This window comes from Burkholderia sp. PAMC 28687 (assembly GCF_001577465.1).
Taxonomy (GTDB): domain Bacteria; phylum Pseudomonadota; class Gammaproteobacteria; order Burkholderiales; family Burkholderiaceae; genus Caballeronia.
This window is the reverse complement of the sequence record NZ_CP014505.1, coordinates 2,754,409-2,767,214: the sequence shown is the minus strand read 5'-3', so window position 1 is coordinate 2,767,214 and position 12,806 is coordinate 2,754,409. Positions and strand designations below refer to the sequence as shown.

Annotated in this window: 11 protein-coding genes; 10 read left to right on the top strand and 1 reads right to left on the bottom strand. The window is 60.9% G+C overall.

What is annotated here, in order from left to right; genetic code table 11:
* Window positions 1-10 precede the first annotated feature (10 nt).
* The 10 genes from AX768_RS12810 to AX768_RS12765 all read left to right on the top strand — a co-directional run bounded on the left by AX768_RS12810 (window position 11) and on the right by AX768_RS12765 (window position 9,700).
* Window positions 11-691, top strand: coding sequence for a 2-dehydro-3-deoxy-6-phosphogalactonate aldolase (locus AX768_RS12810; RefSeq protein WP_062000263.1), 681 nt, complete (start codon window positions 11-13; stop codon window positions 689-691).
* The gene (locus tag AX768_RS12805) at window positions 688-1,470 is read left to right on the top strand and encodes an SDR family oxidoreductase (RefSeq protein WP_062000262.1); all 783 of its coding nucleotides are present in this window, start codon (window positions 688-690) and stop codon (window positions 1,468-1,470) included. Before AX768_RS12810 ends, AX768_RS12805 begins: the two co-directional genes overlap by 4 nt.
* Window positions 1,471-1,591: 121 nt before the next feature.
* Complete coding sequence (locus tag AX768_RS12800; RefSeq protein ID WP_062000261.1) at window positions 1,592-2,602, top strand: arabinose ABC transporter substrate-binding protein; 1,011 nt, start codon at window positions 1,592-1,594, stop codon at window positions 2,600-2,602.
* A gap of 76 nt (window positions 2,603-2,678) precedes the next feature.
* The gene (araG, locus tag AX768_RS12795; protein WP_062000260.1) at window positions 2,679-4,196 is read left to right on the top strand and encodes an L-arabinose ABC transporter ATP-binding protein AraG; all 1,518 of its coding nucleotides are present in this window, start codon (window positions 2,679-2,681) and stop codon (window positions 4,194-4,196) included.
* Window positions 4,197-4,222: 26 nt separating this feature from the next.
* A complete protein-coding gene (gene araH, locus AX768_RS12790) occupies window positions 4,223-5,215 on the top strand; it encodes an L-arabinose ABC transporter permease AraH (protein ID WP_062000985.1) in 993 nt (330 codons plus the stop codon).
* Window positions 5,216-5,233: 18 nt separating this feature from the next.
* Complete coding sequence (locus AX768_RS12785; RefSeq protein WP_062000259.1) at window positions 5,234-6,025, top strand: SDR family NAD(P)-dependent oxidoreductase; 792 nt, start codon at window positions 5,234-5,236, stop codon at window positions 6,023-6,025.
* Window positions 6,022-6,888, top strand: a complete 867-nt coding sequence (locus tag AX768_RS12780) for an SMP-30/gluconolactonase/LRE family protein (RefSeq protein WP_231941274.1) — start codon at window positions 6,022-6,024, stop codon at window positions 6,886-6,888. The genes AX768_RS12785 and AX768_RS12780 overlap by 4 nt, the downstream gene beginning before the upstream one ends.
* A gap of 148 nt (window positions 6,889-7,036) precedes the next feature.
* Complete coding sequence (locus tag AX768_RS12775; RefSeq protein ID WP_062000257.1) at window positions 7,037-8,146, top strand: aldose 1-epimerase; 1,110 nt, start codon at window positions 7,037-7,039, stop codon at window positions 8,144-8,146.
* 74 nt (window positions 8,147-8,220) lie between these two features.
* Entirely contained in the window at window positions 8,221-9,039 is an 819-nt protein-coding gene (gene pyrF, locus AX768_RS12770; RefSeq protein ID WP_062000256.1) for an orotidine-5'-phosphate decarboxylase, read from the top strand.
* 253 nt (window positions 9,040-9,292) lie between these two features.
* Window positions 9,293-9,700: a helix-turn-helix domain-containing protein gene (locus tag AX768_RS12765; RefSeq protein ID WP_062000255.1), complete on the top strand. Its 408-nt coding sequence runs from the start codon at window positions 9,293-9,295 to the stop codon at window positions 9,698-9,700.
* Window positions 9,701-10,151: 451 nt separating this feature from the next.
* Here the strand turns inward: AX768_RS12765 and AX768_RS12760 are convergent, their stop codons facing one another.
* Window positions 10,152-12,728 (bottom strand): PAS domain S-box protein, encoded by a 2,577-nt coding sequence (locus AX768_RS12760; RefSeq protein ID WP_086380532.1) that lies wholly within the window; start codon window positions 12,726-12,728, stop codon window positions 10,152-10,154.
* Window positions 12,729-12,806 lie beyond the last annotated feature (78 nt).

The following is a 12,806-nucleotide window of genomic DNA, read 5'->3' as shown; positions in this document are numbered from 1 at the left end:
GGAGCAGAACATGAGCGATATTGATATCAACCTTCCCGGCCCATACACGCCGCACGCCGGACTTGCCGCTGCGTTCAGCGCATGTCCGCTGATCGCGATCCTGCGCGGCGTGACGCCGGCGGACGCCGCCGACCATGGCCGCGCGCTGTACGAAGCGGGTTTTCGGATCGTCGAAGTGCCGCTGAATTCGCCGCAGCCGTTCGACAGCATCGCGGCGATCCGTCAGGCGCTTCCCGCCGATGCGATCGTTGGCGCGGGAACGGTCTTGCATCCACATTACGTGGGTGAAGTGAAAAAGGCCGGTGGCGAATTGATCGTGATGCCGCACAGCGACGGCGATGTGGTGCGTGCTGCAAAGTCTCAAGGTTTGGCATGCGCCCCGGGCGTGGCGACACCGAATGAAGCGTTTATCGCGCTGAAGAATGGCGCCGATGTGCTGAAGATGTTTCCCGCCGAGCAACTCGGCGCGCACGTGGTTAAGGCGTGGCGCGCGGTGATTTCGGCGAAGGTTCCGCTCGTGCCGGTCGGCGGTATCGCGCCGGACAACATGGGGCCGTTTCTCACCGCGGGCGCGAACGGATTCGGTCTCGGGTCGGCGTTGTACAAGCCGGGCCAAAGCGCGGCGACGACCCTGGCGCATGCGAAGGCATACATCAATGGATTGGCGGTGGCGCGAGGCCAGAAGAAATGAACCGGCTTGCAGGGAAGGTCGCGATGATCACCGGCGCCGGGCGTGGCATCGGCGCTGCGATTGCCGCTGCGTTCGTGCGCGAAGGCGCGGCTGTGGTTCTGGCGGAACTGGATATGGGTCTGGCTCGCGAAACCGCGCAGCGGATCGGCTCCGCTGAAAACGTGCTCGCCAACGTGCTGGCGGTGCAGACGGACGTGACGCAAAGCGCGTCGGTGCAAAACGCGGTCAAGGAAGCCGAAGCGAAATTCGGTCCCGTCGATGTGCTCGTGAACAACGCCGGCATCAACGTGTTCTGCGATCCGCTGACCATGACCGACGACGACTGGCGCCGCTGCTTCGCCGTCGATCTCGATGGCGTCTGGAACGGTTGCCGGGCCGTACTGCCGGGCATGGTGGAACGCGGGCGCGGCAGCATCGTGAATATTGCGTCCACGCATTCGTTCAAGATCATTCCGGGCTGCTTTCCGTATCCGGTCGCGAAGCACGGCGTGATCGGGTTGACGCGGGCGTTGGGGATCGAATACGCGGGGCGGCAGGTTCGCGTGAATGCAATTGCGCCGGGTTATATCGAAACGCAGCTCACCCACGACTGGTGGAACGAGCAGGCCGATCCGGCAAAAGCGAAACAGGCAACGCTTGATCTCCAGCCGATGAAACGCATCGGCCAGCCTGAAGAAGTGGCGATGACGGCGGTGTTCCTGGCATCGGATGAAGCACCGTTCATCAACGCAAGTTGCATCACCGTCGATGGCGGGCGCTCGGCGCTGTACCACGATTAAGAAAGAGAAATAAGCGAATTCAGCAGTATCGGATGACGCACTGGCCGTGGTGCGACGTCATGAAAACAAAACGCGGCCAACACCTTCGTACCAACTAGACATTCAAGTCAGGAGACAGACCATGAAACGCAGAATGTTCATCACGCTGGTTGCCACGGCTACGGCTGCAAGCGCCACCATGTTCGCGGCGCCGATCGCGCAGGCCGCTGATCCGGTCAAGATCGGCTTTCTCGTGAAGCAGCCGGAAGAACCGTGGTTCCAGGACGAATGGAAATTCGCCGAAATGGCAGCCAAGGACAAGGGCTTCACGCTGGTGAAGATCGGCGCGCCGTCGGGTGAAAAAGTCATGAGCGCGATCGACAACCTCGCCGCGCAAAAGGCCCAGGGTTTCGTGATCTGCACGCCTGACGTCAAGCTCGGACCGGGCATTGTCGCCAAGGCGAAAGCTGCGGGGCTCAAGATGATGACGGTCGATGACCGCCTGGTCGACGGCTCGGGCAAGCCGATCGAATCGGTCCCTTACATGGGCATTTCGGCGTTCAACATCGGCAAGCAAGTGGGCGACGGCATTGCTGCAGAGATCAAGAAGCGCGGCTGGAACATGGCCGACGTGGGCGCGATCGACGTGACGTATGAGCAACTTCCGACGGCACATGACCGTACCGCTGGCGCAGTCGAAGCGCTGGTCGCGGCCGGTTTCCCGAAGGCGAACATCGTGATGGCGCCGCAAGCCAAGACCGATACGGAAAACGCCTTCAATGCAGCGAACATCGCGTTGACGAAAAACACGAAGTTCAAGCACTGGGTCGCATTCGGTCTTAACGACGAAGCTGTTCTCGGCGCCGTGCGTGCAGCAGAAGGCCGTGGCTTCAAGGCGGACAACATGATTGGCGTGGGTATTGGCGGCTCGGATTCGGCTTTGAACGAATTCAAGAAACCGAACCCGACCGGCTTCTACGGCACGGTGATCATCAGCCCGAAGCGTCATGGCGAAGAAACGACGGAACTGGTCTACACGTGGATCAAGGACGGTAAGGAACCGCCGCTCGTGACGCTCACGACCGGCATGCTGGCAACGCGTGACAACGTGGCCGACGTGCGCGAGAAGATGGGCCTCGCATCGGCTAAGTAAGCGGCCAAGTAAGTTCTGTGTAGTACGGACCGCGTCGCACAAGCCGCGCGGTCCGCTTGAATTCCAAGGAGGCGATGTGTCAGCGACGCTGCGTTTTGACAATATCGGCAAGATTTTTCCAGGCGTGCGCGCGCTCGACGGCGTGTCGTTCGACGTCAACGCCGGCGAAGTGCACGGTCTGATGGGCGAGAACGGCGCGGGTAAATCGACTTTGCTGAAAGTGCTGGGCGGTGAATATCAACCCGATTCCGGGCGTGTCCTGATCGATGGCAACGAGGTGAAGTTCTCGAGTGCGGCGGCATCGATTGCGGCGGGCATCGCGGTGATACACCAGGAATTGCAGTACGTACCGGATTTGACCGTGGCCGAGAACCTGTTGCTCGGCGCGTTGCCGAGCACGCTCGGCTGGGTACACAAGCGCGAAGCGAAAAAGCATGTGAGCGAACGCTTGCGGCAGATGGGCGTGGATCTCGATCCGAACGCGAAGCTGAAGAAGCTTTCCATCGCGCAACGGCAGATGGTGGAAATCTGCAAGGCGCTCCTGCGCAACGCACGCGTGATTGCGCTCGATGAACCCACGTCTTCGCTCTCGCATCGCGAGACAGAAGTGCTGTTCAAGCTCGTGCGCGATCTGAAAGCGGATAACCGCGCGCTGATCTACATCTCGCACCGGATGGATGAGATCTACGAGTTGTGCGACACGTGCACGATTTTCCGCGATGGCCGCAAGATCGCGTCGCACGCGAATCTGGGCGAAGTCCCGCGCGATACGCTCGTGCAGGAAATGGTCGGCCGCGAGATTGCGGACATTTACGATTACAAGGCGCGGCCGCTCGGCGACGTGCGCTTTTCGGTGAAGAACATTGAAGGCCACGCGCTGCGTGAACCGACGAGTTTCGAAGTGCGTCGCGGCGAGATCGTCGGCTTCTTCGGGCTGGTCGGCGCAGGCCGCAGCGAACTGATGCACCTGGTCTACGGCGCGGACAGCAAGAAGGCTGGCACGATCGCGCTCGATGGCAAGCCGATCAAGATCCGCAGCGCGGGCGAAGCGATCCGTCACGGAATCGTGCTGTGTCCGGAAGACCGGAAGGAAGAGGGCATCATCGCGATGGCGACGGTTTCCGAGAACATCAACATCTCGTGCCGGCGTCACTATCTGCACGCGGGTTTGTTTCTCGACCGGAAGAAAGAAGCCGCAACGGCTGACCGGTTTATCCAGTTGTTGAAGATCAAGACGCCGAGCCGCAAGCAAAAGATCCGCTTTCTCTCCGGCGGCAATCAGCAAAAAGCCATTCTGTCGCGCTGGCTTGCCGAGCCGGAACTGAAGGTCGTGATCCTCGATGAACCCACGCGCGGTATTGACGTGGGCGCCAAGCACGAGATCTACAACGTCATCTATCAACTCGCCGAACGCGGTTGCGCGATCGTGATGATCTCGTCCGAATTGCCCGAGGTGCTAGGGGTATCGGACCGGATCGTGGTGATGCGGCAAGGGCGGATCGCGGGCGAATTGCCGCGCGGACAAGCGAACGAACAATCAGTGCTGAATCTTGCGCTGCCTGTGCAAACCGAAACGACTGCGCAGGCAGCCTGAAGCGAAAAGTGGAGACGGAGGACATCATGGAAGTCAGGGAAAACATAGTAAACACGCTGGTGCCGGCGAAGAACGACAAGCAGAAGTGGTGGCAGCAGATCACCGAATACAGCTTGATCGTGATCTTCGTGGTGATGTTCATCACCATGTCGCTGTCGGTCGATCACTTCTTCTCGATCGAAAACATGCTCGGGCTCGCGCTGTCGATTTCGCAGATCGGCATGGTCGCCTGCACGATGATGTTCTGTCTGGCATCGCGCGATTTCGACTTGTCGGTCGGGTCCACGGTCGCGTTCGCCGGCGTGCTCTGCGCGATGGTGTTGAACGCGACGGGCAATACGTTCATCGCGATCATCGCGGCGGTCGCGGCAGGTTCGGCGATCGGCTTCGTGAATGGCGCAGTGATCGCGTACTTGCGGATCAACGCGCTGATCACCACGCTCGCCACCATGGAAGTGGTGCGCGGGCTTGGGTTTATCGTGTCGCATGGTCAGGCGGTCGGCGTGTCGTCGGATACGTTTATCGCGCTCGGCGGATTGACGATGTTCGGCGTGTCGCTGCCGATCTGGGTCACGCTGGCGTGTTTCATCGTGTTCGGCGTGCTGCTGAACCAGACCGTGTACGGACGCAATACGCTCGCAATTGGCGGTAACGCAGAAGCGTCACGTCTGGCGGGTATCAATGTAGAACGCACGCGTGTCTGGATCTTCCTGATCCAGGGCGCGGTGGCAGCGCTGGCCGGTGTGATCCTGGCGTCGCGGATTACGTCGGGTCAGCCGAACGCGGCCGATGGTTTCGAGCTCAACGTGATCTCCGCGTGCGTGCTCGGCGGCGTGTCGCTGCTTGGCGGCCGTGCGACCATTTCGGGCGTGGTGATCGGCGTGCTGATCATGGGTACGGTCGAGAACGTGATGAACCTGATGAACATCGACGCGTTCTATCAGTACCTCGTTCGCGGCGCAATCCTGCTCGCCGCCGTGCTGCTCGACCAGTTGAAGAACCGCGGCTCACGCGATTAATTAGGGGTTCGTAAAACGATGACCAGTTCAGTCGATAAAACCCTCGCGCGCTATCCGAGTCTCGCCGGCAAGGTGGTGCTGATCACCGGCGGCGCGACCGGAATTGGCGCGGCGTTCGTCGAGCATTTCTTCGATCAGGGCGCGAAGGTCGCGTTCTTCGATATCGATACGAACGCCGGCGAAGCGCTCGCCGACCAGCTCGGCGCGGATCTGGACGAAAGCCAATTCCGGCCCGTGTTCCTGCGCGTGGACCTGACGGATATCGTTGCGTTGCGGCAGGGAATCGCCGATGTTCGCAGCACGCTCGGACCCATCGGCGTGCTCGTGAACAACGCGGCGAACGACAAGCGCCACAAGATCGAAGACGTGACGCCCGAATCGTATGACGCAGGTATCGCCGTGAATGTGCGCCATCAGTTCTTCGCGGCGCAGGCTGTCATAGACGATATGAAACAGCTTGGCGGCGGCTCGATCATCAATCTGGGATCGATTAGCTGGATGCTGAAGAACGGCGGATTCCCGGTCTACACCACGGCGAAGGCCGCCGTGCAGGGCATGACGAACGGCCTCGCACGCGATCTCGGGCCGTTCAATATCCGCGTGAATTCGCTCGTGCCGGGCTGGGTGATGACGGACAAGCAGAAGCGCCTGTGGCTCGATGACGCCGGAAAGCGTGCTATCAAGGAAGGGCAATGTATCGATGCAGAACTGCTGCCCGAGCATCTCGCCCGCGCCGCGTTGTTCCTCGCTGCTGACGACAGCCGCATGATGACCGCGCAGGAAGTCGTGATCGACGGAGGCTGGGCGTGAAGGCGCAATTGTTGATCGACAGCAAAAGCGCGCTTGGCGAAGGCGCGACGTGGTGCGCCGCGAGCGGGCGGTTCTACTGGACGGACATTGAAGGCAAGCGTTTGTGGCGCTACGATCCGCGTGATACGCGCCGCGAGTGTTTCGAGATGCCGGAGCGCCTGGCGTGTTTTGCGTTGTGCTCAGATCCCGATTTGCTGTTGCTCGGCCTGGCATCGCGCCTGGCGTTTTTCGATTTGCGGACCGGTGTAATCGAAACCATCATGTCGGTTGAAGACGGCTTGCCGACGCGTTTGAACGATGGCCGATGCGACCGCCAGGGCCGCTTCGTCTTTGGCACCAAGCACGATGTAGCAAACGCAGAAAAGGTGGGTGGGTTTTATCGGCTGAATCTAAATTTGTCGCTGGAGCGTTTGCCGCTTGGCGATGCCGCGATTCCGAACAGCATTGCGTTCAGCCCGGGCGGATCGACCATGTATTACTGCGATTCCCCGACGCGCCAGATCCGCGCCTGCGATTACGATTCGTTCGAGAACCAGCGCGTATTCACCGAACTTACCGATGCTACCGGCGAGCCGGATGGATCGACTATCGATCGCGATGGTGGTTTGTGGAATGCCCAATGGGGCGGCGCGCGGGTGGTGCGGTATGGCGCCGATGGCCGGGAAATGGCGCGCGTCGATGTGCCTACCACTCAGCCAAGTTGCGTCGCGTTCGGCGGGCCGCAACTCGGCACGCTGTACATTACGAGCGCGCGGATCGGTCTCGACCACGCCGCACTGCAGAACGACTTGCGCGCGGGCGGGGTATTTATAGCGACGCCGGCGGCAAGGGGTATCGCGGAACCGGTGTTTCGCGGAAACTGAAGGCCGTCGATTGTTTCGACGATCACCTTGCAGCACCACGATGCAAAAAAACTGAGGCGGCGCGCACGACGCGCTGCCCGCAAACTCCCGGGCATGCTGGGGCTTGGCGCCAGGATCGCGGGAACGTTCGCCTCTCGGAGACTTGGACATGACCGTTGCCCGTTCCGCATCCAGCCCTAAAAGCCCGCCTGTTGCGCCTCGTCCCGCCGCGCCCACCCGCCGATCCAAACTCGCTGCTGCAACTGAACCGCCGGTCCGGCCGGGTCCATCGACATCCGTTGTCGCGATGGGCGGCGCCGGCCGCGATGGCTGCATCACGCTCGCCAACGCGCAGTTGCGTCTGGATATCGCACCAGCGCTTGGCGGGGGCATCACGCGCTTCGACTGGCGCAGCGAAGGCACGCTCGTGCCCATCTTCCGGCCGTGCCTCGAACCCAGCGCCGCCACCGATCCCAACGAACTCGCGTGTTATCCGCTGCTGCCGTATTCGAATCGCATCGGCGGAGGACGGTTTCAGTTTCTGGGGCGCGGTATCGATGTCCCGTGCAACCGTCCCGGCGAACCCTTGCCCCTTCACGGCGATGGGTGGCTTGGCGCGTGGGATTTGGCATCGGAGAGTTCCACGCACGTGCGTCTCACGCTCGACCGGCGCAATGGCAAGCCGTATTCATACAAGGCGAGCCAGTCGTTCATGCTCGAAGGCGCGACGCTGGTGGTGACGTTATCGATTGAAAACACCGGGCGCGAGAAATTGCCTTTCGGGCTCGGTCTGCATCCGTTCCTGACCCGCGAAGCCGATACCGAATTGTCCGCAGCCGCCGATGGCCTCTGGCTTTGCGGCGATGACTTCCTGCCCGTGCGCCACGTTCCGGCGCCGCCCGCGTGGCAATTCGGCGTGGCGTACCCCATGCCCACGGCCATGATCAACAACGCGTTCACCGGATGGAGCGGACGCACGAGCGTGATGTGGCCGAACCGGCGTTTGTCGCTCACCATTTCCGCCGATACCGATTACTACGTGCTCTACGCGCCGGCCGGGAAGGACTTTTTCTGCTTTGAACCCGTCGATCATCCGATCAACGCAGTCAATTTGCCGGGCGGCGGTGAGGCGAACGGGATGACGGTTCTCGCGCCGGGCGAAAGTCTCTCGCGTGAGTTCAGCTTTACGGTCGAGCGGTCGGGAGAAGCCGAGCGGCGCGGAAGGCCGAAGCAGCCTGCGGGGCAGAAAGCGCGGAAGACGGCGGCGGTGGTTCGGTAACTGTCATTTGGCGGCTTTTGCTCGCGCGGTAAAATGCGGGATTGCTCAATTCGCGCTCTCGCTTACGGATACCCATGTCTTTCATCGAATCGCTCAACGCCGCGTGGTCGCACACCCAGTCAATGCTTTGCGTCGGGCTCGATCCGGAGCCGTCAAGGTTCCCGGGCGCGTTCAACGGCCGCGCCGATTCGATCTTCGATTTTTGCCGTGAAATCGTAGATGCTACTGCGCCGTTTGTTTGTTCCTTCAAGCCGCAAATTGCTTACTTTGCAGCGCATCGGGCGGAGGATCAGCTCGAGCAGTTGATCGCGCATATTCATGAGCGACATCCGGGGTTGCCGGTTATTTTGGATGCCAAGCGCGGGGATATTGGGAGTACCGCCGAGCAGTATGCGATTGAGGCTTTCGATCGGTATCAGGCTGATGCGGTTACGGTTAATCCTTATATGGGGTTTGATTCTGTTCAGCCGTACCTGGAACATGAAGGGAAGGGCGTGATCGTGCTTTGCCGGACGTCCAATGCTGGAGGATCAGATCTGCAGTTTCTTAATGTCGATGGGACGCCGTTGTATCAGGTTGTCGCGCGGCTTGCGGCCGAGAAGTGGAATGCGAGCGGGGAGTTGGGGTTGGTTGTGGGCGCTACGTTTCCGAAGGAGATTGAGGTCGTTCGGTCGATTGTTGGGGACATGCCGCTGCTGATTCCTGGGATCGGCGCTCAAGGGGGGGATGTTGAGGCTACGGTTCGGGCGGGACGGGTTAGACCCGGGAATGCGGGGATGCTGATCAATTCTTCGCGGGCGATTATCTACGCGGGGAAAGGCGAGGATTTCGCCAATGCTGCGGGGGAGGCGGCGAAGCGGACGCGGGATGCGATTAATGCGGTCGGTTCTTAAGCACCTAACAGTGCCAGTTGTTGGGACATCGCGACGGGCAGCTATTGTTAAGGATTGTTGGATGCCTGCCCGCCGGCGCTCGGGCTGTCACACGCCTGCGGTTTGAGGCAGGCGTCCAACAATCCTTAACAGACTCGGTCTTTCAGCGATCTGCCGAACGCGGCTTGCCACAACCCTTAGGCCTGCCCGACATGAGACGTCACGCTCTGCGCGGGTTTAAGATAAATAGACCCAATCTTAGCTGCCAACCAGAATGCCGACGCAAAAATCTAAGTTGCCCAGTGTTCAGATCCGCATGGCTGCCGGCCAAATGCTCTTGCGCGGGGAGTCAATCGCAACTGTCTGTGAAGAGGTCGGCATATCGGTTAAAACAGCCAACCGGTATCAGGAACTATTCGCGGCTGGCGGCCTCGCCGCACTTGAGAACATGTCAGTCGGGGGGCGACCCTCGGCGTTGAGTCCAGAAGCGTTCAATTGGATCGCGGCTGCCCTGCAAGGCGAACCACAAGCGTACGGCTTTCCCGGCGCCCGATGGACCTCCGGCACACTCGGGCAATTGATCGAGCGCCAGTTTGGCGTGAAATATTCTCGCGTATATGTCCGACAGATCGTCCTTAATCTTGGCCTCGGTCCGCGGCTCGGCCGCCGCTTAAGAGAGTGAAGCCGAGGCGGAGTTGCGAGTTGTCAACGATCTTCGCCTTTAAGTCGAAGGTCCGCAATTGGCCGATATGCGCCTAGCTCCGGGTAGGAGGGGTTCGGTGTGCGCCATTGGACCGTGTCTGGAAAGGTAAATCCGAACCACCCGCAGCCGCCATCGTTGTCCGCCCCATCCCACGCACGATCAACAAGCCTTTGCCCCTCAATCCCCGTCAACTGCCTCTCGCATAGCTGCCGCGTAGCAAATACGCTTTATCGAGCAAGGTCTTGTCGTCAACCAACCCTTCGAGATATCCCGAGGCTTGCCGTTACCCGCGCATTGCATGCATGGCTTCGCGGCTATACGTCCCGCGCGCCCGAAGCCCGCGGGCGCCTCAACCTCCTGATTGTTTTCAGGTGGCCGCGATAGAGTAAAAATCCTCACCGTGCGATTCAACGCGGCCTGCCTCCCCGCCTCACCCTTCCATCAACTCCCGCACCCGCGCCGCGAGTGCATCGATGGAAAACGGCTTGGTCAGTATCTTCATCCCCGGCCCAAGTGCCTCGTCACCAATAACGGCAGCCTCCGCATACCCCGTAATAAACAATGTTTTCACATCCGGCCTCAACGCTTGAGCCGCATCCGCCATCTGGCGTCCGTTCATGCCGCCGGGCAGACCGACATCCGTAATGATGAGGTCGATATTCCTGTTGGATCGCAGCGCCTTGAGCCCCGCGACACCATCCGCCGCTTCGACCACGGTGTAGCCGAGTTCCATGAGTACATCGGCAACCAGCATACGTACGGTCACTTCGTCGTCCACCACTAGCACCGTCTCGCCATCGTGCGCGAAAGCGGCCGGCACATTGCTCGCCACTTCCGCACCGCCGGCCACGACGCCTGTATGACGCGGCAGATAAAGCCGAACCGTCGTGCCTTGCCCAACGTTTGAATGAAGACGCACCAGGCCACCGGACTGCTGCGCGAAGCCATAGATCATCGAAAGGCCAAGGCCGGTTCCCTGGCCGATCGGCTTCGTGGTGAAAAACGGTTCAAACACACGGGCCATCACTTCCGGCGTCATGCCAATGCCGGTATCGCTGACGCTGAGGGTAAGGTATTGCCCCTCGGGAATGTCGTAAGCTCGGGCCGCCTGCCGGTCGAGGGACCGGTTGGCCGTCTCGATGATGATGCGTCCACCTTCGGGCATGGCATCGCGAGCGTTGATGCACAGGTTCAACAGCGCGTTCTCGAGTTGGCTCGCATCGACAAGCGCCGGCCACAGCTCCTGCGCTCTCATGGTCTCGATAGTGATGCTGGGCCCCACAGTGCGCCGGATGAGCTCTGTCATACCGTTCACCAGCATGTCGACATTGGTCGGACGCGGATCGAGCGTCTGGCGTCGCGAAAAGGCCAGCAGGCGGTGGGTGAGTGCGGCGGCGCGTTCGGTCGCGCCTTTCGCCGCGACCATGTACCTGTCAAGATCCGTCACCCGGCCCTGGGCAATCCGTAGCCTCATCAACTCCAGGGCGCCCGAGATGCCGGCGAGCAGGTTATTGAAGTCGTGTGCAAGGCCGCCGGTGAGCTGGCCGACCGCTTCCATCTTCTGGGACTGACGCAACTTTTCTTCGGCTTGCATCAACTCCGCGGAGCGTTCAGCAACACGCTGCTCGAGGTTCTCGTTGAGAAAGCGCAGCGCCGCAATGGCGCGATCGCGCTCGTCTTCAATGTTGCGCCGTGCCTCGACATCGATGACAACACCCGGAAAGCTGAGTGGGGTGCCGTCCGGCCCGAGATCGACGCGCCCATTCGCCTCGATCCAGTAGTAGTTCCCATCAACACGACGGACCCGGTACTGGTGGGCATAGTGGCCACCGCGAGCGATTGCCTCATTGATCGCAGCGGCTAACCCGCCTTGGTCGTCAGGGTGGGCGTTTGCGATGATCTGGGCGAGCGGAATGCCATCGCGGCCAAGCGCGGGATCGAGACCAAACGCCCGGGCAAAGGCCTCGTCGACCTTAAACCGGTCGTTAAGCAAGTCCCAGTGCCAGGTACCGATGATCGCACCAGCGGCGAGGGCGAGTTGCACGCGTTCCGCGTTCTGGCGGGCCAATGCTTCGCTGACACGCAAACGCTGGTCCGCCTCTCGGCGCGCGGTTACATCGTTGAAGAGGATCGCGATCTGACGGTCAGCAGGGTCTCCGACTCGCACGGCCCGCACATCGAACCAGCGCTGAAAAGCTTCGGCGTAGTTTTCGAAGATGGTTGGCTCGCCCGTCTTGGCTACGTGCCCATATGTCTCGAACCAGAATGGCTCCAGGTTCGGTGCAAACTCCGTCACCCATTTGCCGCGAAGGTTCACCCCGGCCTGACGCTCGAAAGCCGGGTTGGCCTCAAGAAAGCGATAGTCAATGGGGTGGTCGTCGGCATCGAACTTGACCTCGACGATAGCGAAGGCCGCCTCGATCGTCTCAAGAATCGTCTCGAAGCGCTCTTGAGCCTTCTGCAGGGCAGCACCAGCGAGATGCTCCTCTGTGCGATCCCGCAGAATCTTCACGAAGCCAAGACGCTCTCCGTCATCATCGAACAGCGGCATCATCTCGCCCGATGCCCAGAACCGTTCTCCGCTTTTGCGAAGGTGCCAGCGATCGTCCGCAGCGCGTCCGTCCTGAAGCGCTCGCTGCATTTCCAGTTGGACGCGGCCTTCAGCTCTGTCTTCAGGCGTGAAAATCCGCTCGGCCCCGTGGGCCTGCATCTCCTCGGCGGTCCAGCCGAGCAGACGTTGGGCACCAGGATTCCAGTCGGTCACGATCCCCCGCGGGTCCGTAACGATGATGGCAAAGTCCGCCGCGCTCTCGAAAACGGCGCGGTGCCGTGCCTCGCGACTGGCTAACGCGGCCTCATCGATCTTTGATTGGCTGAGAGACGTGTTTAAGAAGGGCTGTGGATTCCGCTGCACCTGCCGATCCGCAACGTGGTCCGGATCGATGCCCGCTTCCATCAACGCTGCACGCAGGCGTGCGTTTTCCGCCTCGAGTTCGGCTCTGGTCATGGAATCGGGAAGTCCTGGTTTTTGCATCGCTCTTTCCGGCGCGAAACGGGCGTTTGATCTCGCGACGCGAGCCCCAAA

What these genes read in the sequence shown, in the direction of transcription:
- AX768_RS12810 (WP_062000263.1), top strand. Translation starts at nt 11, where the DNA reads ATGAGCGATATTGATATCAACCTTCCCGGCCCATACACGCCGCACGCC.
- AX768_RS12805 (WP_062000262.1), top strand. Translation starts at nt 688, where the DNA reads ATGAACCGGCTTGCAGGGAAGGTCGCGATGATCACCGGCGCCGGGCGT.
- AX768_RS12800 (WP_062000261.1), top strand. Translation starts at nt 1,592, where the DNA reads ATGAAACGCAGAATGTTCATCACGCTGGTTGCCACGGCTACGGCTGCA.
- araH (WP_062000985.1), top strand. Translation starts at nt 4,223, where the DNA reads ATGGAAGTCAGGGAAAACATAGTAAACACGCTGGTGCCGGCGAAGAAC.
- AX768_RS12785 (WP_062000259.1), top strand. Translation starts at nt 5,234, where the DNA reads ATGACCAGTTCAGTCGATAAAACCCTCGCGCGCTATCCGAGTCTCGCC.
- AX768_RS12775 (WP_062000257.1), top strand. Translation starts at nt 7,037, where the DNA reads ATGACCGTTGCCCGTTCCGCATCCAGCCCTAAAAGCCCGCCTGTTGCG.
- pyrF (WP_062000256.1), top strand. Translation starts at nt 8,221, where the DNA reads ATGTCTTTCATCGAATCGCTCAACGCCGCGTGGTCGCACACCCAGTCA.
- AX768_RS12765 (WP_062000255.1), top strand. Translation starts at nt 9,293, where the DNA reads ATGCCGACGCAAAAATCTAAGTTGCCCAGTGTTCAGATCCGCATGGCT.
- AX768_RS12760 (WP_086380532.1), bottom strand. Translation starts at nt 12,728, where the DNA reads ATGACCAGAGCCGAACTCGAGGCGGAAAACGCACGCCTGCGTGCAGCG.